Source organism: Achromobacter pestifer (genome assembly GCF_013267355.1).
GTDB classification, from domain to species: Bacteria; Pseudomonadota; Gammaproteobacteria; order Burkholderiales; family Burkholderiaceae_B; genus Achromobacter; species Achromobacter pestifer_A.
Window position 1 is genome coordinate 2115953 of record NZ_CP053985.1, and the last position, 23348, is coordinate 2139300.

Consider the following 23348-nt stretch of genomic DNA (forward strand, 5'->3'; position numbering starts at 1 on the left):
CATCGCGTTCGTCGGATTGGCGAGCGAAGGCTGAGTCCGGAAGAAAAAAAGGGCCGTTAACCCGTTTCCCCTCACGGCTCGCAGACATTGGTACGGGTCTGCAAGCCTGAATGCAAAGCGGGAGACGAGGCTCCCGCTCATAATCCCAAGCAATTGATTTTAACGAAATATCCGGGTTTTCCGCAGAAATTGACCCTATCAGAACTTCGTGTTTTTCCACTCACCTCGGCTTTGTAAAACTGCGCCAATTCAAGTAAAGCCATGGGATTCGATGTTCGCAATATTCCGCATGGTTCGCTGCAACAAAATTAGCAATGATTGCCTTCGCCCCGCCAGGTTCATGCCGGGTTGAATCATGCGTTTCCATGCTCACGCCGTAGGATTTTCATGTCGGGCAAGAGCCCGAAACCGTTGTCCAAGTTGCTAATAATCGGCAATAAACAATCATTGCCGAAATGGGAAATCCGTCTCGCGCAGAGGCAAGCAAAAGTATCCAAACCGCCGGTATCCACCGTTGTTCTATGGCACGCCGCTGGCGGGTCTGAGCATTGCGCTCGCCGCGCTCGCGGTCCGGATGCCCAAAAATCCCTCCCAAAGGCCTTCCACATTCTGCCTTCCCGGCGATGAAACACCGGACGACGCGGCTTTGCTCGTCGTCCGGCATGGGCCTGGGTATCGACGCGCTCAGAAATCCCAGATGACGGGCACCCAGCGAAACGCGTCACCGTCGGCCGCGACACGGCCCAGGGACGGAAACGGCAGGTGGGCGGCGACCAGCAATCCGCGGTTCTGCGCCAGCTCCTGGAACAGGCCGATGCGCACGCGCGCCGCTTCCTCGGGATCATGCTCGAAACCGTTTTGCCATTCGGGATGATCGAATGCGACCGGGAACATGGCGTCGCCGGCAAAGGTCAGCCGCTCGCCGTCCGAGACCAGGTCGACCACGCTGTGCCCCGGGGTATGGCCGCCGGTCATGCGCACGATGACGCCCGGCGCCACCTCATGGCGGTCGTCGAAGAGCCGCAGCCGGTCGCGGTATTCGTTGTAGAAGCTGGTGGCGGTGGACTTGAGCACCGCGGGCACCGGCTTGGGCATGACCGTGTGCGAAAAATCCGGCGAAGTCCAGAACGCCACTTCGGTCGCGGACACGTGGATGCGCACGTCGGGCCGCAAGCGTTCCTTGACACCGGGGACGAGCAGCCCGCCCACGTGGTCCATGTGCATGTGCGTGATGATCACATCGGTCACGGACTCCAGCGCGATGCCAGCGGACTCGAGCCGCTGGGGGAATAGTCCGGCGCGCGGAAAGCCCGCGAACTGCCCGCCCAGTCCCGCGTCGATAAGGATGGTCTGATCACCGCTGCGGGCCACCATCACGTTCAGCGGCCAGTCGAACGCATCGGGAGGCATGAACATGTGCTCCAGCCAGGCCGCGAGGTCGGCGGGATCGGCATTGGTGGCCATCGTCGCGGTCGGCAGCGGCAGCACCCCGTCGCTGACGACCAGCGCGTCGATGTCGCCGATCTGCAGCGCGTAGCGCGAGGGAACCAGGTCGATGGATTCGGTGTTTTCAATGGCAAACATGGCGATATCTCCAGTTGGTGGTGAAGGTATTGCGGGTCATGGTCGTGCTCCGCTTGGATTGCGCGTTGCTCTGCCCGGTTGCTTCGGCGCGGATGGCGAATGCCCCCGTCGCCAGGACCGCGCTGCCGGCAAGAAGACTGCGGCGGGCCGGGTCATGCGAGTCGTTCATGGGAACTCCTGTGTCGGGAAAGTGAGTGAGGGCATGGTAGGTATGGGGCCTCGTGCGCGGTAGGCATGCGGCGGGAAGCACGCTGTTGTGCGACGCGCACCAATGCGCATCGATGCGTCGGCAGCGTGGCAGTGACGTAGACCACGCTGGCTTGCGTCATGCAGGCCGCGCTCATTCGGAAGCGGAAAGGACGATTGTTGTCGCGCCGGCAACGCCATGCGTCCTTGCATGGCCCTACCGCGTCACGCGCGGGACTCTTAGGATGTCCTCACCCACATTGCCGGCGCCGCCACTTCTGGCGCACAGCCGCGCGCCGACCGGGGACCACCATCATGCATCTGGGAAAATCCTATCGCCTGGGCGAATTCATCATCTGGACCCGAAGGAAGATCTACGTCCTGCTGGCGCTGGGCCTGGCCCCTGTGCTGCTCCATCAGCTTGCCGGGCTGACATGGCTGACGCTGCCCTTGTCGGTGGTGTCGCTGTTGGGCACCGCCACCACCTTTGTCGTCGGCTTCAAAAACGTGCAGACCTATACGCGCACGGTCGAAGCGCAGAAGATCTGGATGAGCATCGTCAGCGCCAGCCGCTACTGGGGCATCATCAGCCGCAACTACGCCGGCGATGCCGAGCGCGGCGCGGCATTGGTGCAGCGGCATCTGGCCTGGTTGACTGCGCTGCGTTACCAATTGCGCGAGGCGCGCGTATGGGAAACCGTCGGCAGCCGCCCCAATGCCGAATACCGCAAGCAGTATGTCATTCCGGAGCGCGCCGAGTCCCTGGAATCCGCGCTGTCCCGCTACCTGCCGGCGCAGGACATCGTGGCGTTGATGCAGACCGACGACAAAGCCGCGCAGCTGCTCGCCATGCAGGGCCAGGCGGCCCGCGGCCTGTTGGAAGTAGGCGCCATCACCGCAGCGGAATGCGCCGAACTCAACAACCGCATCCGGGAACTCCTCGATCTGCAGGGGCAGGCGGAGCGCATCAAGAATTTTCCGTATCCGCGCCAGTACGCCATCATCAATACCCTGTTCGTGCGTTCCTTCTGCGTGGCGCTGCCGTTCGGTCTGACCGGTCAGTTCGCCCAGCTTGGCCAGGATATCGGCGGCTACATGCAAGGCCAGATGGCGTGGCTCGCGGTGCCGTTCAGCGTGATCATCTCGTGGATCTACACCTCGCTGGAGCAAGTGGGCGAAAGCACGGAGAACCCCTTCGAAGGCAGCGCGAACGATGTGCCCATCAGCCGCCTGAGCGCGATGATAGAAAGGGACCTGAAGCAGATGGCGGGCAGCGCCAACCTGCCCGCCCTGCCGGCCTCGCTGATCGTGCTGTAAGCAGCGGCGCCCACGGCACGCCGCCCGCCCGAGGCTGCCTGCCAGATGTCTTTCGACACTTGTCCCGACCGGGCTGCTGCGGCAAAATACCCTGCCCTTCCGCTTCCCTTTCCCCTGGCGTTGGCCCACTCCATGACCGGCTCCGTGACCCTGTTCGACCGCCATCGTCCCCGCCTCTACGCGATCGCCTACCGCATGTTGGGCTCGGTAGCCGAAGCGGAAGACGTGGTGCAGGACGCATGGCTGCGCTGGCATGGCGCCGACCACGCCGCCGTAGAGAACCCCGAGGCCTGGCTCGTCACCGTCACCACCCGCCTGTCCATCGACCGCCTGCGCGCCGCCCGTGCCGAACGGGAAAATTACGTGGGCGTCTGGCTACCGGAACCGATGCTGATGGCAACACCGTCCACGCCCGAACAGATCCACGAATTGGCCGATGATGTGTCGGTGGCGTTTCTGTTCATGCTGGAGCGCCTGTCGCCGGATGCCCGCGCGGCCTTCCTGATGCGCGACGTGTTCGACGCCGACTACGACGACATCGCGCAGACCCTGGACAAGACCCAGGCCGCGGTGCGACAGCTGGTGCGGCGGGCCAGGCAGCAATTGCGCCAAGGCGCCCCGCGCGAGGCCGTGCCGCGCGCCACGCTGCAGCGGCTGCTGCAGGCCTTCGCCGACGCGATGAACCGCAGCGACTTCCACGGCCTGCATGCGCTGCTGAGCGACGACGCCGAGCTCATCGGCGACGGCGGCGACAAGGTCAGCGCCTTTGCCAGCCTGGTGGGCGGCAAGCGGCTGGCCCAGCTGTTCTACGCCGGCAAGCGCCGCTACCGCGACGCGCTGCGCACCGAGGTGGTCCAGGTAAACGGGCAATGGACGCTGCTGCGTTTCATCGACGGCCATCTCGAATCCGTGCAGTCCTACGAAACGGACGGCAAGCGCCTGACCCGGGTCCTGGTGCAGCGCAATCCGGACAAGCTGGCGCGCATCGCCACCGCCCTGGCGCAACGCTGAGGCCGGCTGCGCCAGCCGTTGGTGCATGACGGGCAACATGGTGGTCCCTTGGGCGGACCTACCGCCGCGCCGCCCTCGCTTCTACGATGGACCTGTCACCACTCCAACCAGGACAGGTCATGCCCCCACTCACGAAACTCGCGTTGTCTTTCATCGCTGCCGGCGCGCTGCTGGGCCAGCCCGCCCATGCCGCATCGCACCACGGGGCGTCCGCCGGCAAGCCGGCTGATCCCATCGTCACTGAAGTGATGAGCAAGGACCTGCCCGACATTCCCGGCCGGGATGCGGTGATGCTCGTCGTCGACTATCCGCCCGGGGCGGCCGATCCCCTGCATCGGCACGACGCCTCGGCCTTCGTCTACGTGCTGGAGGGCAGCATCGTCATGCAGGTCAAGGGAGGCAAGGAAGTGACGTTGACCCCGGGCCAGACCTTCTACGAAGGGCCAGACGATATCCACACGGTGGGCCGCAACGCCAGCCAGACCAAGCCGGCCAAGTTCGTGGTCGTGCTGATCAAGAAAAAGGGAGCCCCCGCCCTGATTCCCGTTCAATAAGGGACGAATACTTGTCCTATCCAGGCCAGTCCCGGGCGCCCTGCGTCCCGGGGTGGCCATTTTTTTTCAAGGGCACGTCACAAAACCGTCCAGCGCAACGTCTTAGGGGGTAGGATCAACCAACTTGCGGCGCTGCCACCATGCCTACCCCTATCCCTGCCTCCCCGGTTACCCCTTCCGCGAACGGCCCGGACTCCCTGGCCGACAGCTTCGCCACCAGCTATGCCGGCGTCATGGCCTTCCTGGCCGTCGCCGCCGAGGGCAACTTCGCCAAGGCCGGCGACCGGCTGGGCATAGGACGTTCGGCGGTCAGCCGCAGCGTGCAGAAGCTCGAAGACCAGCTGGGCGTGCGGCTCTTCGTCCGCACCACGCGCAGCACCTCGCTTACCGCGGAGGGGCAGCGCTTCTATGAACAATGCCATCCTGGCGTGGAACGGATCATCCAGGCCCTGGACGATATGCGCGACGTGCGCGAGGGCCCGCCTTCCGGCCTGGTGCGCGTCTGTTCCACGGTGGGTTTCGGCCGCAAGGTCGTGGCGCCCCTGCTGAAGGAGTTCCGCCAGGCCCATCCGAACATCTCGGTGGAGCTGCTGTTGGATGACGGCCCGACCGACTTCACCACGGACCGCGTCGACGTGTCGTTTCGCAACGGCCGCATGGAAGACAGCCAGGTGATCGCCAAGAAAGTCATCCCCATGCAGATGATGCTGTGCGCCTCGCCCGACTACGCCGCCCGGCACGGCCTGCCACGGGACGTGGAGGAGCTCGCTGGCCACAGCTGCGTGAATTTCCTGTTGGCGTCGGGCCGCGTGTACGAATGGGAGTTCAAGGTTGGCGGCCATCTGCGCAAGTTCGCGCCACCCGCCATGCTCACCTTCAACGATGCCGACCTGGTGCTGCAGGCGGTGCTGGACGGCCATGGCATCGCGCAGATGGCGGCCTACCAGGTCTGCGATCACCTGCGCGCGGGCACGCTGGTCGCCTGCCTGCCGCAGCATGCCCCCGACGACCGGGGGCACTATCTGTGCTTTCTCAGCCGCCAGCACCTGCCGGCGCGCATGCGGGTCTTCATCGATTTCATGACGGAACGCATCCGCGCGCTGGACCTTCACAGCATCGACAGTGTGCTGTTGAAGCAGGCCTGAACGCTATTGGGTCAGGGCCACCACGCTCTGGATCCCGCCCTGGGCCATCTTGGCGTACGGACACAGGCGTTCGGTGTTGCGCACCAGCTCTTCGGCGATAGGCTTGGGCACGCCGGGCAGGTGGATGTTGACGTCCGCGGTCAGGGCAAAAAGGCCATCGACGGGGTCGCGGCCGAACGAGATGGTGGCCGTCACGGAAGCGTCCGCAATGGCCAGGCCGGCGCGTTCGGCCAGCATGCTGAGCGCACCGTGGAAGCACGCCGCATAGCCGGCGGCGAATAGCTGTTCGGGGTTGGTGCCCCCGCCCGTGCCGCCCAGCTCCACTGGCAGGCGCAGTTCCACGATCAGCTCGCCGTCGTCCGAAATGGCCATGCCGGAAGCCCGCCCATGCGCGGCCTCCCCGCCACGCACCGTCACGCTGGTGGTGTACAGGGGATGGAAGTCCCCGCCTCGGTACTTTTCCAGGAGGCTCTGGGGAGGAGGCCGCAGTTTGCTCATGAAAGTCCTTGTTCCCGCCGCTACTTGCTTGCGCCCGAACGGCTGAACCAGGTTTCGAAGTCGATCTCGCCCAGGCGCGGGCCGGCTCCCGGAACCAGCGTATCGTCGTCGAGCAGCGCGCCGAAATAGCGCGCGCCGGGGTCTGCCTGCACGCTGCGCGTGTCGCCGATCTTGGCCATATAGCGCTGCACCAGCTCGGCCAGGCGCACCCGCTCGGGGCCGGCGATTTCCACGATGCCGTTCACCGGCGGCGCCAGCGTGGCATCGGCCATGGCCCGCGCCACGTCGTCGGACGCGATGGGCTGGACGTAGGCCGGCGACAGCCGCACCTGCGCGCCCTCGGCGCCCGACTGCACGATGCCGCCCAGGAACTCGAAGAACTGGGTGCTGTGCACGATGGTGTAGGGAATGCCGGCCGCCACGATCAGTGCTTCCTGCGCGATCTTGCCGCGGAAGTAGCCGCTTTCGGCCAGGCGTTGCGTGCCTACCACCGACAGCGCAACGTGGTGGCGCACGCCGGCGCGCGCCTCTGCCGCCAGTAGATTGCGCCCCGAGGTCTGGAAGAACTCCAGCACGGCGCGGTCTTCGAACGACGGCGAGTTGGCGACGTCAACTACCGTATCGACGCCGACGAGCGCGGCATCCAGGCCCTCGCCGGTCATGGTGTTGACGCCCGTGGCGGGGGACGCGGCAATTGCCTCATGGCCGCGCTCAACCAGCAGGTTGACGAGCTTGGAGCCGATCAGGCCCGTGCCGCCGATAACCAGGATTTTCATGATCGTTCCTTAGTTGAACTTGGCGCGGTCCAGACCGTATGCCTTGTCGGCCGAACCCGGCACGGTGCGAAAGCCCACGTTCAGCCGGTTCCAGCCATTGATCGCCATGACGGCGAAGCTGAGGTCCGAGATTTCCTTTTCGGACAATTGCGTGCGGACGCGTTCATAGATCTCGTCCGGCACGCCCTGCGCGCCCAGCGTGGTCAGCGCCTCGGTCCAGGCCAGGCAGGCGCGCTCACGCGGCGAAAACTCGGCGGATTCGCGCCAGATCGCCACGTGGTGCAGGCGCAGTTCGCGCTCGTCGTGGATCTTGGCATCCTTCACGTGCATATCCAGGCAGAAGCCGCAGCCGTTGATCTGCGAGGCGCGGATTTCGACCAGGCGCAAGATCGGCTGCTCGATCGCCCCGGACTTCAAGAGCATGCCGAACTCGACGAATTTCTTGAACAGTTCGGGCGATTGCGCGTAGGCATTCAGACGTTGACTCATGGTGACTCCTTCGATGGGTTGAACGACGCCCAAATCGTAGGTCTGCCCGCAAACCGGCAGTAGGCCCGCAGAGGGGACCATGATGTTGCCTCGGCGACAACAATTGTCAGCGTGCGCGGACGGCCCGGCTTGGGTTCAGGATCGCGTCTCGACCCCGAACTGCTTCATGGCCCGGCCGATCGCCTGGGGCGCGTAGCCGTCCCAGGGCTCGTTTCCCGCATCCAGGCGGGTGTGGATATTGGCGATGGTCCATTGCGCCGACCCTTTCAGCCCATCCAGTTCGTCCCAGCGGACCGGCACGGACACCGCCAGGGTCGAATGGCGCACATGGCCGCCGCCGGTCCAGTTGTCTCTGGATTATGGCTTCAGAGCGGCATGGCTGGGAACCATGCCGCCTGATCCCGCGTTCAACGATAGAAGCTTGCCTTGGTCGCGGACGTGGAACTTGCGCGCCCGCCTTGCGGCCCAGGAATCCCCGGTTTCTTGCCGTTTGCGCCGCCGCTGACCGCCTGGATTTCCTCGGCGCTCAAGGGGCGGATCTGATCCCCGGCAGCCTGCTGCCGGTTCGGTTGCTCCGTTTTCTTCATGTCCTTCTCCTGCTGTGTGCTGGCGAAGCAAGCCGCGCCAGCGTCGGCCGAGCGTCAGCGGACGGACGGCGCCGGCCCCATGGTCCCGCGGACAGGAACACCGACGCGCCGGCCGTTGAACGGCTCGACGCGGACAGTAGCAGTGGACTCGCAGCGCCGAATCGGTCTTTGGTCGTAGGCTCGCGAACGATCTCCGCGCCGGCCAGGATGCCGAATTTCCGTCCCTACGACTAAAGACCGATGCGCCTGCACTGGTGTGCTGCTACTGTCCGCCCCGAGCACGCCAGTGTTTGGGAGCCTGGTTTCCCGTCTTGCAGCGCATCGCGGCGGGCGCCTCGTTTCGGGCGATGCTCGGCCGACGCTGGCGCGGCTTCCTTCGTCAGCATGCAGCAGGAGATAGAGATGGAAAAAACTGAACAGCCCGATCAGCAGCACAACGCGGAACAACAGATCAGACCCTTGAGCGCCGAGGAAATCCAGGCGGTCAGCGGCGGCTGGGGACCGAACCGTCTCAACATCACCTTTGCGCCCCAGAAAAACAGCTTGGGTGCCGGCAAGACGCTTTACACGCCGCGATAGTCAGTAAGGATCCTGGCCGCATCGGACGGATGCCGCGACTGGCATCCGATTTCGTGGCACGGCGGCGCGTCCGCCGCGGTTTTTTTCCGCCATGCCGGCCAGCTTATACCCACCACGCTTTCCTGGGCTGCCTCCGAAGCCGTGTCGCTCTATCGCAAACAGGCGCTTGCCGCGCAACGCTCCGTCGGGCTGGGCGATATCGTCCTGATCCGGCCAGTGTCGTTCGCACTGGTCACCGCCGTGCTGGCGGGTTTCGTGCTGGCCGTCTGCCTGTTTCTTGCGTTCGGCTCGTACACCAAGCGCGCGACCGTGAGCGGCCAGCTGGCCCCCGACACCGGACTGATCAAGCTTTACGTGCCGCAGGCCGGCGTCGTGCTCGAACGCCGGGTCCAGGAAGGCCAGCATGTCGCCGCGGGCGAGGTGCTCTACGTGGTGTCAGGCGATCAGCAAAGCGCCCTGGGTGAAACCCAGGAGGCGATCAGCGGCCAGATCCGGCAGCGCGAAGAAAGCCTGCGGCTGGCGCGCCAGAAGACGCTATTGCTGCAGCAGGGCGAGCACGACACCCAGGCCACGGCGATCGCCAGCCTGAAGGCGCAGCTGGCCGCCATGGACAGCCAGATCGAGGGGCAGCGCGCCCGCATAAAATTAGCCGAAGACAGCGCGCGCCGCTATCACGGCCTGATGGAAAAAGGCTATCTTTCCGCCGAGGAGGCCGACCAGAAGCGCGCCGAACTGCTGGAACAGCGTAATCAGCTGCAAGCCCTGCTGCGCGACCGCATCGGCCTGGCCATGGACCTGTCCAACCGCCAGGCCGCGCAGGCGGACCTGGCGTTGCGGCAACAAAACCAGCTGGCACAGCTGGACCGGGACATGGCCGACATTGCCGTGGACCTCAGCCGCAGCGAAGCCAGGCGCCGCGTCGTCATCTCCGCACCGCAGGCGGGCGTCGCCACCGCCGTGAGCGCCGCCGCGGGCCAGGCCGTGGACAACAAGCGGCCGCTGGCCACCATCGTGCCCGACGGCGCCCGCCTGCAGGCCGAACTGCTGGCGCCCAGCCGCGCGGTGGGCTTCGTCGCGCCCGGCGACCGGGTGCTCATGCGCTACGCGGCCTACCCGTACCAAACCTTCGGGCAGCAGGCCGGCGTCGTCCAGACCGTGACGCGCAGCGCCTTGCCCGAATGGCAATTGAATGAAGCCGCCGCGAACGGCGATGCCCAGGAGGACCTGTACCGGATCACGGTGTCGCTGGACACTCCCGCGCGCGGGCCGCAGGGCCAGACGCTGACGCTGCGGCCCGGCATGCGGCTGGAGGCGGACATCCTGCAGCAGACGCGCCGCCTGTACCAATGGGCGTTCGATCCCGCCTACCGGCTGTCGGGGAAACTATGAACATGCTCGAACGCCTGACGCTGGGGGTCAAACGGCGCGTGCCCAGGCTGCTGCAGACCGAAGCCGCAGAATGCGGCCTCGCCTGCGTGGGCATGATCGCGGGCTATCACGGCCACCAGCAAAGCCTCGCCACCCTGCGCGGCCGTTTTCCCGTGTCGCTCAAGGGCGCGACGCTGGCCACCTTGATCCACGTCGCCAGCCAACTGGGCCTGGCGTCGCGGCCGGTCAAGGTCAGCCTGGGCGCCTTGGGCAAGCTGAAACTGCCCTGCATCCTGCATTGGGAATTCAATCACTTCGTGGTGCTGACGGCCATCAACGGGCGCTCGGCCACGCTGATCGATCCCGCCTCCGGCACGCGCAAATGCTCCATCGGCGAGCTGTCCGCGTCGTTCACGGGCGTCGCGCTGGAACTATGGCCCACGCCCGATTTCCAGGAGGCCCGTGATAACAGGCGCGTGCGGCTGCGCGAGCTGACCGGTAGGGTTTCCGGCCTGGGCGGCGCGTTCTCGCAGGTGCTGCTGCTGGCGCTGGCGCTGGAAATCCTCACCGTGGTCCAGCCGTTCTTCCTGCAGTGGGTGGTGGACCATGTGCTGAATACCGGCGACCGCGATCTGCTGACCACGCTGGCGCTGGCGTTCGGGCTGATGATGGTCATGAAGCAGCTGACCTCGGTGGCGCGCAGCTGGATGCTGATGGTCATGGGCACCACGCTGAACCTGCAATGGCGCACCAACGTCTTCACGCATCTGCTGCGCTTGCCGGTGGCCTATTTCGAGAAGCGGCATCTGGGCGATGTGGTGTCGCGCTTCGGCGCCATCGACGCCATACAGCGCACCGTGACGACCTCGTTCCTGGAGGCGGTGCTGGACGGCCTGGTCATGCTGATCACGCTGGTGCTGATGTTCCTGTACAGCCCGCCCCTGGCATGGATCGCGGTGGGCGCCATGGCGCTGTATGGATTGGCCCGCTGGTCCGGCTATGCGCCGCTGCACTACGCCACCGAAGAACACATCGTGCACGCCGCCAAGGAGCAATCGCATTTCCTGGAAACCGTGCGGGGCGTCAAGGCGATCAAGCTGTTCCAGCACCAGGACGACCGGCGTTCCCGCTGGCTGTCGCTGCTGGTGAACGAGATCAACGCGGACCTGCGCGTGCAGAAGTGGACGCTGTTCTTCCGCACCTTCAATGGCCTGCTGTTCGGCCTGTCCTCCATCGCGATACTCTGGCTGGGCGCGAGGCTGGTGCTGGACGGCCAGTTCACGGTGGGCGCGCTGCTGGCGTTCATCGTCTACAAGACCTTGTTCGACCAGCGCGTGGCGGCCCTGCTCGACAAGCTGGTGGAGGTGAAGATGCTGCGGCTGCAAGGCGAGCGCCTGGCCGATATCGTGCGCGAAGCTGCTGAGCCCGCCGACGCCATGCCGCGCGCGCAGGATGCGCCAACGCGTTCGCCCGCGATCGAGGTCCGCAATCTGCGCTTCCGCTACGGGCCGCAGGAGCCGTATGTGTTGGACGATGTCAGCTTCAGGATCGAGCCGGGCGAATCGGTCGCGATCACAGGCCCTTCCGGCGGCGGCAAAACCACGTTGATCAATATCCTGCTTGGTGTCCTGCCCCCGACCGATGGCGAAGTGCTGATCGACGGCGTGCCGGCGCGGGGAGCGGGAGCGGCGTCCTTGCGCCGGATCGCCGGCACGGTACTGCAGGACGACGTCCTGTTCGCCGGGTCCATCGGCGAGAACATCAGCTTCTTCGATCCGCAGCACGATCCCGACCGCGCCAGCCGTTGCGCCGCGATCGCCGCGATCCACGACGACATCTGCGCCATGCCCATGGGCTACAACACGCTGGTGGGAGACATGGGCACGGTGTTGTCCGGCGGCCAGAAGCAGCGCGTGCTGCTGGCGCGGGCGTTGTACAAGCAGCCCGCCATCCTGTTTCTGGACGAGGCCACCAGCCATCTGGACCTTGAACGCGAACGGATCGTCAATACGGCGATCGCCAGGCTCGACATGACGCGGGTGATCGTGGCGCACCGGCCCGACACGATTGCGGCCGCCGGACGCGAGATCTCGCTCGTGGCCGGCAAAGTGGCCAGCGACAGCGGGAAGCCGCCTAAACCGGCTTCCCGAACACGCCGCCGCGCCGCGCCACTAGCGTCGCCTGCGTACGATTGAGCACGCCCAGGGTGCCCAGGATGGCCGACACATGCGTCTTGACGGTCTTCTCGGTCATGTTCAGCCGCTCCGAGATTTCCTTGTTGCGCAGCCCATCGCACATCAGGCTCAACACTTCGCTCTGTCGTGGCGTCAAGGCACGCAGCAAGGCCGCCTCATCCTGACCGCCCGTGGACAACGTCGACGACGCGCTGCGCCGCGGTGGCGCCGCCTCGCTGACGGCTTCCAGCGCGGCGGCCAGCTCCTGGCAGCTGGCGGACTTGTTCAGGAAGCCCTGCGCGCCTGCCTCGAGCGCACGGCGCATGTCCTCGGGATCCTGCGAGGCCGATAGCACCAGGATGCGCAACTGCGCGCGGCGCTGACGCAAGCGCTTGAGCAGGTCGGCCCCGGCCATGTCCGGCAAATAGAAATCCATGATGACGTGCTGGATCGCCGCATGCCGCTCCAACACCCCCAGCGCCTCCTGGCCGCCGGCCGCGGGGTGGATCGTCAGGCCGGGCACGGCCTGGCCCAGCGCCATGACCAGCGCTTCGCGAAACATGGCGTGGTCGTCAACCAATAACACTGCCGTCATTCGGCATCTCCGGTAAGGGACGCTGCCTCTTTGGCGTGCAGCAGGCTAGTGACGTGTTCGCGCAGGGCCTGGACCTGCACGGGCTTGTGCAAGAGCGGAACGCCGCGGGCGGCGGCCTCGGTCAGCCGCGCCGGGTCGGTGTCGCCGCTGACCAGCAAGGCGGGCAGATCGGGATCGTTGTATTCCTCGCGCAGCCTTTCGATCACGTGGATGCCAGTCTCGTGCTCGCGCAGCCGGTAATCCGTGATGATCAAGGCAGGACGCTCGGCCAGCGGCAGCACGCGCTCGAACAGCGCATTGCCGCTGGTCGCGGCGATGACGCGGCAGCCCCAGCTTTCGAACAGCATGGACAGGCCGGCCAGGTTCTGCGCGTCGTCGTCCACCAGCAGCGCCAGCTTGCCGCGCAGGCTGTCTTCGGATGCGAGCCCTTGACGCAGCCTCACGCAAGCATCGCCGACGGACAGGCCTGCCGCGGCGGGACCCGAGGCCGGCACCGTGACCGTGAACACCGTGCTGCGGCCTTCTTCCGAACGCAGCGCCAGTTCGTGGCTCAGCAGCCGGGCGGTGCGGCGCACGATGGCCAGGCCCAGCCCCAGGCCCTTGCTGCGGTCGCGCTCGGGATTGGCCAGTTGATGGAACTCCCAGAAGACCCGTTCCTGTTCGGCCTGCGGAATCCCCGGGCCGTTGTCCCAGACCTCGATGCGCAAGCGATCCCCGGCTCGGCGGCACCCCACCAGAACGCGCCCGCTGTCGGAGTGCACGATAGCGTTGCTGATCAGATTGCGCAGCATGCGTTCCAGCAGCACGGGATCCGAGCGCACGCTGGCCGCGCACGGACGCACGCGCAACCGTATGCCTTTCTCTCCGGCCTGCGGCGCATACTCGGCCTTCAGCTGGTCCAGCAACGGCTGCATCCTGAACGTCTCGAACCGAGGCTCGATGACGCCGGCGTCCAGACGCGACAGATTCAGCAAGGCGTCGAACAGATGGCCCATCGCGGACAACGCGCTGGTGATGTTGTCGACCAGATAGCGTCCGTGCCGCGACAAGGGTTCGTTAGCCAGCAGCCCCAGGAACAGGTTCACCGCGTGCACGGGCTGGCGCAGGTCGTGGCTGGCCGCCGCCAGAAAGCGGGACTTCTCCAGATCGCTGCGTTCGGCGGCTATCTTCTCCTGGCGCACCTGTTCCAGCAGCGCCAGGTTCTCATAGCCCAGCCGCAACGCATCCAGGTGGGTGCGGTTCATGCGATGGATGAAGGCCAGGGTCGCGATCAGGTAGGCGAGGCCGCCCGTCACCAGCGCCAGATGGATGGCGGAAGGCTGCGCCGCCAGCGCGATGAACATCGGCGCGAAAGCCGGCACCTCGAACGCGTACATCACCGGCAGCATCATGTAGTTCGAATAGATGGCGCCCGTGCCCAGTCCGAACAGGATGACGATGAAGAACAGCTGGTACTCCAGCGGGACAAAAAACGTCCAATAGGCCAGGGGCAATCCCCACAGGATGCCGGAACACAGATTGCCGGCCAGCATGCGGCGCACCCAACGCTGCGCCGCCGGCGGATCGGCGCGATGGCGGTCGTACGCCACCACCGCGGCCCAGCGCAGCACGCCCACTATCAGCGTGGCGCCCAGCCACAACAGGATCTCGTGCAGGGGTAGCACGCCGACCAAGGCAAACGCGGAAAAACAGGCGCTGATCAGCGACCCGGCCAGGGCGAACGGAAAGCTTCGGCGCAATGCGTCGACCTGCACCTGATGGATGCGGGCGGCATAGGACGAACTTGGCGGCGTGGAGGCGGAAGTCTGGCCGATGACGGGCTGCAATGGCTTGGGATGTTACGTGCGAGGGACCTGCCGCTTGCGCAGGCGCGGATCGAAACGTGTGCGGATTTTAAGTCTTATTGGGTGGATTCGACAGACGCTGCGCAACTTTCCGACGGCCTTGACCTTCCAACGGTGGAAAACCTCAGGATTTCCGCCGTGGCTCAGGCGGACCGGCTCCATGCTCACGCGCTTGCGGCCAGCACCGTGCCCGCGGCGTGCTGACGCGTCGGGCTCAAGCCGACGGCCCCATTTGCAACGACTTGGTGGAAGGATTCCGATGAAACTGCCCGCATCCAGGCAAGAGCTCCTGCACAATATCTGCAACCGGCACAGACAGTTCCGCATAGAAGCGGCCACCATACGCGCAAGCCTTTACCGCAAGACGGCGGAGGTGGGGCACGCTCATCGCCTGCGCATCGATGCCGCAACGGTGCTGATCGACGTGATGCTTTGGAACACGATGATCCTGCAGCTCGCCGCGGCGGGGACGAGAGGCGCTGGCGCCCCGTACTACAGCCGCGAGGCAATACTGGACAGGGTCGGCCGCCTGACTCACCCGTTCAGGCGCAATTTCACCGGCAGCACGCTTCACAACCTGCACGAGCTGACCAGGCTCGGGCAGGAGCGCGTGGTCGGTTGCGTAGCCCGTCATTCGGACGCCGCGCTCTTCGCGCCCTCCGGTGAGAGAGCCGAAACCCTCGGCGGCCAGCTCCAGATCTTCACGGGCGTGGCCTACGCCAACGCCTTGTCGAAGTTGCGCGCCTGGAAACAGGCTGTATAGCCGGCACCACGGCCAGGCCATCGCGCAGCAACCTTGCGCGCCGCCGCGCCAAAGCGGCCGGCAAGGCCCGGGGGGTTGGCAACATTCCCCCCCGGGCTGCACGCAATTGGCGGGTCCCTATGCCCCGGCAGGGGCCAGCACCGTATGCTCGGACCACCCGCCTCCCAACGCCTTGTACAGGTCGATCAGGTTGTTCAAGCGCGTCAGGCGGGTACGGATCAGGATCTGCTCCGCGCCGTATAGCGAGCGATAGGCCTCGAGCAAGGTGAGATAGTCGTCCATGCCTTCCTGGAATCGCAGCTCCGCCAGTTCGTACGCGCTGCGGCTGGCCGCCACGGCCAACTGCTCCGAACGGATCTGGTCGTCGAGCGTGCGCTTGCCGGCCAATCCATCGGCCACCTCGCGGAATGCCACCTGAATGGCCTGCTCGTAGTTGACGATCTCCAGGCGCTTCTTTACGTGCGCCACGTCCAGATTGGCCAGCAAGGCGCCTCCCCGGAAGATGGGCAACGTGATCTGCGGCAGGAATGCCCAGGCCCGCGACCCGGAATCGAACAAGCCGTCCAGGGAGGCGCTGGCGGTTCCCGTCGAGCCCGTCAGGCTGATCGCCGGCAGAAAGGCGGCGCGCGCCGCGCCGATATTGGCATTCGCGCCGCGCAGCATCTGCTCCGCCGCGCGTATGTCGGGCCGGCGGACCAGCAGATCGGAGGGCAGTCCCGCCGGCAGATCCGACGGAACGATGCCGTCCGGCAGCGTCGTCGCTGCGTCCAGCTGGCTGGACAGCGCGGACGTCAGCGGCTGCCCGAGCAGCAGCACCAGGGCGTTGCGGTCCCTGGACACTTGCCGCGTGTAGGCGGAGCGGCTGGCTTCTGCGTTGCGCAACGCGATCTCCGCCAGGCGCAGGTCGAGCTGCGTCGAGTGGCCGGCCGCGGCCAGGTTGGCCGTCAGATCGTACGAGCGCTTCTGCGTGGCCAGGGTGTCTTCCGTCAGCCGCAACAGCTCCTGGTCCGCGCGCAGCGTCAGGTAGGCATTGGCCACTTCGGCCACCAGGCTCAGCTGGGTGGCGATCCGGTTCTCCTCGAGCGCCAGATACGAGGCCAAGGCCTGGTCGCTGAGGCTGCGGATGCGGCCCCACAGATCCAGTTCCCAGGCGGTCGTCACGCCGGCCACGTCATAGCGCTTCGCGACCTGGCCGTCCCGCGCGGCGCCGAGGTCGCCCGGAATGCGCTCGGATGCGCCGCCGGCCGCGACGCTCAGGTTCGGCAGCATCGCGGCGCGCTGGATCCGGTACAGCGCCTGGGCCGCTTCGACGTTGAGCGCGGCGCGGCGCATATCCCGGTTGTTGTTCAGCGAGATTTCCATCAATTGCTGCAAGAGCGGATCACGGAAGAAATCGCGCCATCCGATGTCGGCTGCGACGGTCTCATCGGGCTTTTGCTGCGTATCCGGGGCATCCGAAGAATAGGTCGCGGCTATGGGGGCCGCGGGGCGTTCGTACTTCGGCGCCAGGGAGCAACCGCTCAAGGCGGCCGCAAGCGTGAGCGGCGCGAGCGTAAAGCCGAGCCGGGAGCGGGTGTAGCGGTACTTCATGTCGATATTCCTCCTGGCCATCATGCGTGCTGCCTGTCCGAACGGGTTGCAGCCCGGCGGGCTTCCCGGCGCAGCGCCAGCTTGCGCACCACGACGTAGAACACCGGCGTGAGCAGCAAGCCGAACAGGGTCACGCCCACCATCCCCGCGAACACGGCGATACCCATGGCATGGCGCATCTCCGCACCGGCCCCCGTGGCAAGCACCAGCGGCACCACGCCGGCGATGAAGGCGAACGAAGTCATCAGAATCGGGCGCAGGCGCAGACGGGCCGCCTCCAGGACCGCCGCCAGCGGATCGGCCCCTTGGTCTTCCTTGCTGCGGGCGAACTCCACGATCAGGATGGCATTCTTGGCCGCCAGACCCACCAGCACCACGAAGCCGATCTGCGTGAAGATGTTGTTATCCCCGCCGGACAGCCAGACGCCGCCTATCGCCGAGAGCAAGGCCATGGGCGCGATGAGCAGCACGGCGAACGGCAGCGACCAGCTGTTGTACTGGGCGGCAAGAATGAGGAAAGCCAGCAGCACCGCCAGGGGGAAGATGTACAGCGCAGAATTGCCGGCCTGCTTCTCCTGGTAGACGAGGTCCGTCCACGCATAGGTCATGCCCTCGGGCAGCGTCTCACGCACGATGCGCTCTATCGCATCGGTCGCCTGCCCCGAGGAATATCCCGGCGCGGGACCGCCGCTGATGTCCGCCGACGGAAAGCCGTTGTAGCGGATGACCCTGTCCGGGCCGGACCCGCGCGTCAGCGTCACAAACGCGCTCAGGGGAATCATTTCGCCGCTGCCGTTGCGCACCTTGAGCATCCCGATGTCGCCGGCCTGCATGCGGAACGGCGCGTCGGCCTGCGCCATGACCCGATAGGTGCGTCCGAAGCGATTGAAGTCGTTAACGTAGAGCGATCCCAGATTGATTTGCAGGGTCTCGAACACGTCCGTCAGCGACACCCCCAGGGACTTGGCCTTCACGCGATCGATGTCCACCCGCAACTGCGGCGCGTTGGTCTGGAAACTGGCCAGCATGTTCGCCAGTTCGGGAGCCTGCATGGCCCGGGCCATGATCTGGCCCTGCGCCTGCGCCAGCGCCTCGAACCCCAATCCGGCGCGGTCCTCGATCTGCAGCTTGAAACCGCCCATGGCTCCCAGGCCTGGCACGGGAGGCGGCGGGAAGATGCCAACGAACCCGTCCGGAATCTGGCTGAACTTGCCCATCAGCTTTCCTGCGATGGCGTTGGCGGAAAGCGAAGGATCCTGGCGTTCATCGAAGGGTTTGAGCATGGCGAACATCAGCGCCGAGTTCGGCACGTTCACCGGACCGTTGACCGAAAGCCCGGGGAAGGCAACCACGCTCTCCACGCCGGGTTCGGCCAGCGCGATCTCGGACATCTGCTTCACGACCGCTTCTGTGCGGTCAAGCGAGGCGCCGCTAGGCAACTGGGCGATACCCACCAGGAAGTATTTGTCCTGGGCCGGCACGAAACCGTTCGGCACCTGGTGAAAGCCCAGCCAGGTCAGGCCGACGAAGCCGACGTACAGCAGCAGCACGACGGCGCTGCCACGCACCGCCCGGCGCACCGTCCCCACGTACCCATTCGAGGCGCTGTCGAAGAAGACATTGAAACGCCGGAAAAACCCGCCCAAGGTCTTACCCATGAGGCGCGTGAGCCAGTCGGCCTTGGCCGAGTCCTGATGCGGTTTGAGCAGGATGGCCGCAAGCGCGGGCGACAGGGTGAGGGAATTGATGGCGGAGAGTATGGTCGAGATGGCGATGGTCAGCGCAAACTGGCGATAGAACTCGCCTTGCAACCCGGACAGGAAAGCCGAGGGGATGAAGACTGCCGCCAGCACCGAGGTGATCGCGATGATGGGCCCGGTCACCTCATCCATGGCCTTGATCGCGGCCTGCCGGGGGGATTCGCCCAGGGCCATATGCCGCTCGACGTTTTCGACCACCACGATGGCGTCGTCCACCACGATGCCGATCGACAGCACCAGGCCGAACAGCGACAGCGTGTTGAGCGAAAAGCCGAACATGTGCATCAGCGCGAAGGTACCCACCAGCGACACAGGCACGGCCACCAGGGGAATGATGGAGGCGCGCCAGGTCTGCAGGAACAGCACCACCACGATCACGACCAGGAGGATGGCCTCCAGCAGCGTGACCGCCACCGATTGCAGCGAGGCGCGCACGAAGACGGTGGGGTCATAGGCGATGCGGTACTCCACATCCTGCGGGAAGCCTTGCTGCAGCTCCTGCATCCTGGCTCGGACCGCATTGGAGACGTCGATGGCGTTGGCGCCGGGACTCTGGATGATCTGCAGGGCGGGCGCCGATTCGCCATTGATCAGGCTACGCAAGGTGTAGGCATCCGCGCCCAACGAAACGCGGGCAACGTCGCGCAGCCGGGTGACCTGGCCATCGGCGCCCGTCTTCACGACGATGTCGCCGAACTGTTCCGCGCTTGTCAGGCGCCCCAGCGTGTTGACAGTCACCTGATAGGCCGCCGAGGTATCCGGCTGCTGGCCCACTGCCCCCGCGGCGACCTGCACGTTCTGCTCCCGCAGGGCCGCGACCACGTCGCTGGCGGTCAGGCCGCGCGCGGCGACGCTGGTGGGGTCCAGCCAGACGCGCATGGAGTACTCCCCGGCGCCCCAGACCAGGACGTCGCCGACGCCGGGCAGGCGCGCGAGTTCGTCGCGCACCTGCCGGATGGCGAAGTTCGACAAGTAGAGCGAGTCGTAGCGCTTTTCCGGCGAAACGAGGTGCACCACCATCAACACGTCGGGCGAGGTCTTCTGCGTGACCACCCCGATACGCTGCACTTCCTGCGGCAAGCGCGGCAAGGCGCGCGAGACCCGGTTCTGCACCTGGATCTGCGCCATGTCCGGGTCCGTTCCCTGCTTGAACGCGATGGTGAGCACCATCTGGCCGTCGACCGCCATCTGGGAACTCATGTACAACATGCCTTCCACGCCGTTGATCACCTGTTCCAGCGGGGCCGCCACGGTATCCGCGATCACTTCCGGATTGGCGCCGGGATAGCTCGCCGTCACCTGTACCGTGGGCGGCGTGACGGCAGGGTATTCGCTCAGCGGCAGCTGCCAGAACGCGATGCCGCCCGCCAACAGCATCAGCAGCGACAGGACAATGGCGAAGATCGGCCTGGCAATGAAGAAGTGAGGAAACTTCATGGGCGGACCTCCGCGGCGGCTACCTGCTGCATGGGCACCATGCGCGGCGTGACGCTCATGCCGGGACGCACCAACCCTTTGATGATGATCTTCTCTCCGGCCTGCAAGCCGGTGTTGATGATGCGCAGGCCTTCCGCCATCTGGCCCAGTTCCACCGCGCGGTACTGCGCCTGATTGTCAGGACCCACGACCAGGACGTAGTTCTTCCCCTGGTCCGTGCCTACCGCCAGGTCATCGACCAGAATGGCCGCGCGCTCGGCGCCGGTAGTCAGCCTGGCGCGCGCAAACAACCCCGGAGCCAGCAAGCCATCGGGATTCGCCACGACGGCGCGGGCGCGGATCGTGCCTGTGCCGCGGTCGACCTGGTTGGCCACGAAGTCGAGCGTGCCCTGGTGGGGAAAGCCCCGGTCCGTCGTCAACGCCACGGCGACCGGCAGGGACGCCTGGCCGCCGCGGGAGTCGGGCCGGGCCAGTCTCACGGCATTGAGGTAGGTCGCTTCATCTATGTCGAAGTACACGTGCACGGGGTCGATCGACACGATCGTGGTCAGCAGGTTGGCCACGCCCGCCGCCCCGCCGTTGACCAGGTTGCCTTCGGTCACCATGATCCGGTCCACGCGCCCGGATATCGGTGCCGTGATGCGTGCGTAGGACAGGTCGAGCCGCGCAGCGGCCACGGCGGCCTTGGCCACCAGGATCTCCGCCTGACGGGCGTTGCGCGCAGACACGGCGTCGTCGTAGGTCTTGCGCGACACAGCGCCGCTGGCCACCAGCCGCTGAGCGCGGTCGAAGTCGGCCTGGGCCTGGCTGGCCAGCGCCTCGGCCTGGCGCAGCTGCGCCGTGGCCGTGTCGAGCGCAACCTGGAATGGCCGCGGATCGATCTGGAACAGCTGTTGCCCTTTGCGCACCAGGCTGCCCTCGGGAACGCTGACGGCATCGACCGCGCCGCTGACGCGCGACCGCAGCTCAACCGTCTCCGGAGCCGCCAGGTATCCCGTGAAGTCGGTCGCTGGCGCGATGACGCGCTGGATCACCTCGGCAACCGGCACCTGCGGCGCCATCGGCGCGGCCGCGGAAGGCGGCGGTTTGCTCTCATCTCCGGACGACTCGCCGGCCGCCCACGCAATGGTTCCGGCCGCCGCGATGGCTCCCGCCGCGACAGCAATTCTGAATTTTCGACGCATCGACATGCCCCTTCTGTACAGCAGGGCTTCGGCCCTTCCGAAGCGCTCTGCAGGATTTCGGCAAGGCTAGGCATTCCAACGACAGGAAGGTCAAGCATGCGCTGGCGGATTCCGCGGGCCATTGACCTTGCAATCGTTGGAAGCAATAGATTTGGCCCGCCACCTGAAAGGCGAAGGGCATCTCGATGCCGCCCACACCAATCTGAAGTCATTGGAGCAACCATGCAGAACCGCTCTCGCGATGAGCATCAATCCCACACGGCGAGGCCTGCGATAACGGCTGCGCTCATTGAGGGAGCCTCGAAATGAGCAGCAAGACACTGGATATCCGGCAAGCGCGAACCCGGCTGCCGGTTCCGGACGGCCAGACCATACTCGAAGCAGCGCTGCAAAATGGCGTTGCCTATCCGCACGGCTGCCGTTCCGGCCGCTGCGGCAGCTGCAAATCGCGCCTGATCGAAGGTGAAGTGGAAATGCTGCCGCACTCGCGCTACGCGTTGACGGAAGAAGAAAAACGCTGCGGCTTCATCCTGGCGTGCCGCGCGGTTCCGAAGGCCGATGTGGCCGTGGCCTGGCTTGGGGACGACGACGAGGCAGCCGCGGCGCCCATCCAGAATATCGAAGGGACCGTCGTTTCCATGGACGAGCTGACCCACGACATCAGGCGCATCAGGATCCGGCCTGACGCAACGGGCTCGTTGGCGTTCGCCGCCGGGCAATATGCCGACATCCGGTTCGGGCCGTCGCCGGCGCGCAGCTACTCGATGGCCAACAGGCCGGGCGATCCCGAACTGGAGTTCCACATCCGCCGCGTTCCAAACGGGGTCACGTCGGGCTATGTCCACACCACGCTACAGCCTGGCGACCGCGTCGCTCTGCGTGTGCCGCTCGGCTCCTCGCATCTGCGCGAACAGCATCCCGGACCGATGCTTTGCATCGCGGGAGGATCGGGATTGGCTCCCATCCATTCGATCGTCGAAACCGCGCTCGCGCACGGCATGAGGCAGCCGATTCATGTCTACTTCGGCGCACGCATGGAGCGGGATCTTTACTTCGTTCGACATTTCGAGGCGTTGGCGCGCCGCCACGCCAACCTGAGTTTTGTGCCGGTACTGTCCGAGGCTCAAGCTACGCCATACCGGAGCGGCCACGTCACGCAAGCCGTCAGCGCAGACCTGGCGGACCTGAAGAGCTGGAAAGTCTATGTCGCCGGTCCTCCGGCGATGGTGGAAGCTGCGATGGCTCTGGCATCCGAGCGCGGGTTGAGCATTCAGGACATGCACGCCGACGTTTTCTTCACGCCACCATAACTCGCCCGCCCAGACACCCCGCGGCCGCTGACACGCTTGACCTTCCCATGTTGGAAAGCTTTAGGCTTCCCTCACGTCACCACCCTTTCCTTTGAGCAAGGAGACATCCATGAACATCGGCGAAGCATCCAAGACATCCAAGGTGTCGGCAAAAATGATCCGCTACTACGAGCAGATCGGCCTGATACCCGCGGCGCAGCGGAACTCTTCCGGCTACCGCGCCTACAGCCGGATCGATGTTCACCGGCTGCACTTCATCCGCCGCGCCCGCAATCTGGGCTTCTCGGTCGCCGAGACCAAGGATCTGCTGGGCCTGTGGCATGACCAGTCGCGCCAAAGCTCGGACGTCAAGCACGTGGCCCAGGAACACCTGGCCGAACTGGACCGGCGCATCGAAAGCATGCGGCAGATGGCAGATACGCTCAAGGCGCTGATCCGCTGTTGCGCGGGCGATGACCGGCCCAACTGCCCCATCCTGCACACGCTTGAGCAACCGGACGACAAAGAGCAGGAACCCGCCGCCCGCACCGGCGCCGTCCTGCGACGCCGTCGCGCCGGCACACCGGATGAACCCGCATCAGCTTGCTGATCGCCAGG

The 23348-nt window shown here is 65.8% G+C and carries 21 protein-coding genes and 1 pseudogene; 10 read left to right on the plus strand and 12 right to left on the minus strand.

Annotated features, from left to right (window positions below):
* Window positions 1–684: 684 nt before the first annotated feature.
* Window positions 685–1584, minus strand: a complete 900-nt coding sequence (locus FOC84_RS10260; RefSeq protein WP_173144326.1) for an MBL fold metallo-hydrolase — start codon at window positions 1582–1584, stop codon at window positions 685–687.
* The gene (locus FOC84_RS10265) at window positions 1571–1753 is read right to left on the minus strand and encodes a hypothetical protein (RefSeq protein WP_173144327.1); all 183 of its coding nucleotides are present in this window, start codon (window positions 1751–1753) and stop codon (window positions 1571–1573) included. Before FOC84_RS10265 ends, FOC84_RS10260 begins: the two co-directional genes overlap by 14 nt.
* Window positions 1754–2085: 332 nt before the next feature.
* On the opposite strand from FOC84_RS10265, the gene FOC84_RS10270 reads away from it, so the two are divergent.
* The 4 genes from FOC84_RS10270 to FOC84_RS10285 all read left to right on the plus strand — a co-directional run bounded on the left by FOC84_RS10270 (window position 2086) and on the right by FOC84_RS10285 (window position 5797).
* Entirely contained in the window at window positions 2086–3087 is a 1002-nt protein-coding gene (locus FOC84_RS10270; RefSeq protein WP_173144328.1) for a bestrophin family protein, read from the plus strand.
* Window positions 3088–3219: 132 nt separating this feature from the next.
* Window positions 3220–4098, plus strand: a complete 879-nt coding sequence (locus FOC84_RS10275; protein ID WP_173144329.1) for an RNA polymerase sigma-70 factor — start codon at window positions 3220–3222, stop codon at window positions 4096–4098.
* 119 nt (window positions 4099–4217) lie between these two features.
* Window positions 4218–4652 carry a cupin domain-containing protein gene (locus FOC84_RS10280; protein ID WP_173144330.1) on the plus strand — a complete coding sequence of 145 codons (435 nt, stop codon included), beginning with the start codon at window positions 4218–4220 and terminating at the stop codon, window positions 4650–4652.
* A gap of 140 nt (window positions 4653–4792) precedes the next feature.
* Window positions 4793–5797, plus strand: a complete 1005-nt coding sequence (locus FOC84_RS10285) for a LysR family transcriptional regulator (RefSeq protein WP_173144331.1) — start codon at window positions 4793–4795, stop codon at window positions 5795–5797.
* Between the two features lie 3 nt (window positions 5798–5800).
* Here FOC84_RS10285 and FOC84_RS10290 read toward each other — a convergent pair whose 3' ends face one another.
* The 5 genes and pseudogenes from FOC84_RS10290 to FOC84_RS10310 all read right to left on the minus strand — a co-directional run bounded on the left by FOC84_RS10290 (window position 5801) and on the right by FOC84_RS10310 (window position 8147).
* On the minus strand, window positions 5801–6295 hold the full coding sequence (locus FOC84_RS10290) for an Ohr family peroxiredoxin (protein ID WP_173144332.1): 495 nt from the start codon (window positions 6293–6295) through the stop codon (window positions 5801–5803).
* Between the two features lie 20 nt (window positions 6296–6315).
* The gene (locus tag FOC84_RS10295) at window positions 6316–7071 is read right to left on the minus strand and encodes an SDR family oxidoreductase (protein WP_173144333.1); all 756 of its coding nucleotides are present in this window, start codon (window positions 7069–7071) and stop codon (window positions 6316–6318) included.
* Window positions 7072–7080: 9 nt separating this feature from the next.
* Window positions 7081–7560, minus strand: coding sequence for a carboxymuconolactone decarboxylase family protein (locus FOC84_RS10300; protein ID WP_173144334.1), 480 nt, complete (start codon window positions 7558–7560; stop codon window positions 7081–7083).
* A 135-nt stretch (window positions 7561–7695) separates the two neighbouring features.
* Window positions 7696–7872, minus strand: a pseudogene (locus FOC84_RS10305) (hypothetical protein); the annotation flags it as partial.
* A gap of 95 nt (window positions 7873–7967) precedes the next feature.
* Window positions 7968–8147, minus strand: coding sequence for a hypothetical protein (locus tag FOC84_RS10310; protein WP_173144335.1), 180 nt, complete (start codon window positions 8145–8147; stop codon window positions 7968–7970).
* Window positions 8148–8549: 402 nt separating this feature from the next.
* On the opposite strand from FOC84_RS10310, the gene FOC84_RS10315 reads away from it, so the two are divergent.
* The 3 genes from FOC84_RS10315 (at window position 8550) to FOC84_RS10325 (ending at window position 12289) form a co-directional block, all read left to right on the plus strand.
* Window positions 8550–8726 carry a hypothetical protein gene (locus FOC84_RS10315; RefSeq protein ID WP_173144336.1) on the plus strand — a complete coding sequence of 59 codons (177 nt, stop codon included), beginning with the start codon at window positions 8550–8552 and terminating at the stop codon, window positions 8724–8726.
* 141 nt (window positions 8727–8867) lie between these two features.
* The gene (locus FOC84_RS10320; RefSeq protein ID WP_254241943.1) at window positions 8868–10115 is read left to right on the plus strand and encodes an HlyD family secretion protein; all 1248 of its coding nucleotides are present in this window, start codon (window positions 8868–8870) and stop codon (window positions 10113–10115) included.
* Window positions 10112–12289: a peptidase domain-containing ABC transporter gene (locus tag FOC84_RS10325; RefSeq protein WP_254241944.1), complete on the plus strand. Its 2178-nt coding sequence runs from the start codon at window positions 10112–10114 to the stop codon at window positions 12287–12289. Before FOC84_RS10320 ends, FOC84_RS10325 begins: the two co-directional genes overlap by 4 nt.
* Here the strand turns inward: FOC84_RS10325 and FOC84_RS10330 are convergent.
* The gene (locus FOC84_RS10330; RefSeq protein ID WP_173144337.1) at window positions 12228–12863 is read right to left on the minus strand and encodes a response regulator transcription factor; all 636 of its coding nucleotides are present in this window, start codon (window positions 12861–12863) and stop codon (window positions 12228–12230) included. The two genes, FOC84_RS10325 and FOC84_RS10330, sit on opposite strands and share 62 nt — an antisense overlap.
* The gene (locus FOC84_RS10335) at window positions 12860–14689 is read right to left on the minus strand and encodes an ATP-binding response regulator (protein ID WP_173144338.1); all 1830 of its coding nucleotides are present in this window, start codon (window positions 14687–14689) and stop codon (window positions 12860–12862) included. The genes FOC84_RS10330 and FOC84_RS10335 overlap by 4 nt, the downstream gene beginning before the upstream one ends.
* Window positions 14690–14966: 277 nt before the next feature.
* On the opposite strand from FOC84_RS10335, the gene FOC84_RS10340 reads away from it, so the two are divergent.
* Window positions 14967–15470: a ClbS/DfsB family four-helix bundle protein gene (locus FOC84_RS10340; RefSeq protein ID WP_173144339.1), complete on the plus strand. Its 504-nt coding sequence runs from the start codon at window positions 14967–14969 to the stop codon at window positions 15468–15470.
* Between the two features lie 117 nt (window positions 15471–15587).
* Here the strand turns inward: FOC84_RS10340 and FOC84_RS10345 are convergent, their stop codons facing one another.
* From FOC84_RS10345 to FOC84_RS10355, 3 genes are read right to left on the minus strand one after another with little or no spacing between them, the layout of a single operon-like run.
* Complete coding sequence (locus FOC84_RS10345; RefSeq protein ID WP_173144340.1) at window positions 15588–17060, minus strand: efflux transporter outer membrane subunit; 1473 nt, start codon at window positions 17058–17060, stop codon at window positions 15588–15590.
* 20 nt (window positions 17061–17080) lie between these two features.
* Window positions 17081–20257: an efflux RND transporter permease subunit gene (locus tag FOC84_RS10350; RefSeq protein ID WP_173144341.1), complete on the minus strand. Its 3177-nt coding sequence runs from the start codon at window positions 20255–20257 to the stop codon at window positions 17081–17083.
* Window positions 20254–21441, minus strand: coding sequence for an efflux RND transporter periplasmic adaptor subunit (locus FOC84_RS10355; RefSeq protein ID WP_173144342.1), 1188 nt, complete (start codon window positions 21439–21441; stop codon window positions 20254–20256). The genes FOC84_RS10350 and FOC84_RS10355 overlap by 4 nt, the downstream gene beginning before the upstream one ends.
* A 305-nt stretch (window positions 21442–21746) precedes the next feature.
* On the opposite strand from FOC84_RS10355, the gene FOC84_RS10360 reads away from it, so the two are divergent.
* Both FOC84_RS10360 and cueR read left to right on the plus strand, forming a co-directional pair.
* Window positions 21747–22751 carry a 2Fe-2S iron-sulfur cluster-binding protein gene (locus tag FOC84_RS10360; protein WP_173144343.1) on the plus strand — a complete coding sequence of 335 codons (1005 nt, stop codon included), beginning with the start codon at window positions 21747–21749 and terminating at the stop codon, window positions 22749–22751.
* 109 nt (window positions 22752–22860) lie between these two features.
* The gene (gene cueR / locus FOC84_RS10365; protein ID WP_173144344.1) at window positions 22861–23340 is read left to right on the plus strand and encodes a Cu(I)-responsive transcriptional regulator; all 480 of its coding nucleotides are present in this window, start codon (window positions 22861–22863) and stop codon (window positions 23338–23340) included.
* Window positions 23341–23348: the final 8 nt, after the last annotated feature.

Excerpts from the sequence above, each read along its gene's own strand:
- FOC84_RS10260 (WP_173144326.1), bottom strand. The coding sequence starts at position 1,584 with ATGTTTGCCATTGAAAACACCGAATCCATCGACCTGGTTCCCTCGCGC.
- FOC84_RS10265 (WP_173144327.1), bottom strand. The coding sequence starts at position 1,753 with ATGAACGACTCGCATGACCCGGCCCGCCGCAGTCTTCTTGCCGGCAGC.
- FOC84_RS10270 (WP_173144328.1), top strand. The coding sequence starts at position 2,086 with ATGCATCTGGGAAAATCCTATCGCCTGGGCGAATTCATCATCTGGACC.
- FOC84_RS10275 (WP_173144329.1), top strand. The coding sequence starts at position 3,220 with ATGACCGGCTCCGTGACCCTGTTCGACCGCCATCGTCCCCGCCTCTAC.
- FOC84_RS10280 (WP_173144330.1), top strand. The coding sequence starts at position 4,218 with ATGCCCCCACTCACGAAACTCGCGTTGTCTTTCATCGCTGCCGGCGCG.
- FOC84_RS10285 (WP_173144331.1), top strand. The coding sequence starts at position 4,793 with ATGCCTACCCCTATCCCTGCCTCCCCGGTTACCCCTTCCGCGAACGGC.
- FOC84_RS10290 (WP_173144332.1), bottom strand. The coding sequence starts at position 6,295 with ATGAGCAAACTGCGGCCTCCTCCCCAGAGCCTCCTGGAAAAGTACCGA.
- FOC84_RS10295 (WP_173144333.1), bottom strand. The coding sequence starts at position 7,071 with ATGAAAATCCTGGTTATCGGCGGCACGGGCCTGATCGGCTCCAAGCTC.
- FOC84_RS10300 (WP_173144334.1), bottom strand. The coding sequence starts at position 7,560 with ATGAGTCAACGTCTGAATGCCTACGCGCAATCGCCCGAACTGTTCAAG.
- FOC84_RS10310 (WP_173144335.1), bottom strand. The coding sequence starts at position 8,147 with ATGAAGAAAACGGAGCAACCGAACCGGCAGCAGGCTGCCGGGGATCAG.
- FOC84_RS10315 (WP_173144336.1), top strand. The coding sequence starts at position 8,550 with ATGGAAAAAACTGAACAGCCCGATCAGCAGCACAACGCGGAACAACAG.
- FOC84_RS10325 (WP_254241944.1), top strand. The coding sequence starts at position 10,112 with ATGAACATGCTCGAACGCCTGACGCTGGGGGTCAAACGGCGCGTGCCC.
- FOC84_RS10330 (WP_173144337.1), bottom strand. The coding sequence starts at position 12,863 with ATGACGGCAGTGTTATTGGTTGACGACCACGCCATGTTTCGCGAAGCG.
- FOC84_RS10340 (WP_173144339.1), top strand. The coding sequence starts at position 14,967 with ATGAAACTGCCCGCATCCAGGCAAGAGCTCCTGCACAATATCTGCAAC.
- FOC84_RS10345 (WP_173144340.1), bottom strand. The coding sequence starts at position 17,060 with ATGAAGTACCGCTACACCCGCTCCCGGCTCGGCTTTACGCTCGCGCCG.
- FOC84_RS10350 (WP_173144341.1), bottom strand. The coding sequence starts at position 20,257 with ATGAAGTTTCCTCACTTCTTCATTGCCAGGCCGATCTTCGCCATTGTC.
- FOC84_RS10355 (WP_173144342.1), bottom strand. The coding sequence starts at position 21,441 with ATGCGTCGAAAATTCAGAATTGCTGTCGCGGCGGGAGCCATCGCGGCG.
- FOC84_RS10360 (WP_173144343.1), top strand. The coding sequence starts at position 21,747 with ATGAGCAGCAAGACACTGGATATCCGGCAAGCGCGAACCCGGCTGCCG.
- cueR (WP_173144344.1), top strand. The coding sequence starts at position 22,861 with ATGAACATCGGCGAAGCATCCAAGACATCCAAGGTGTCGGCAAAAATG.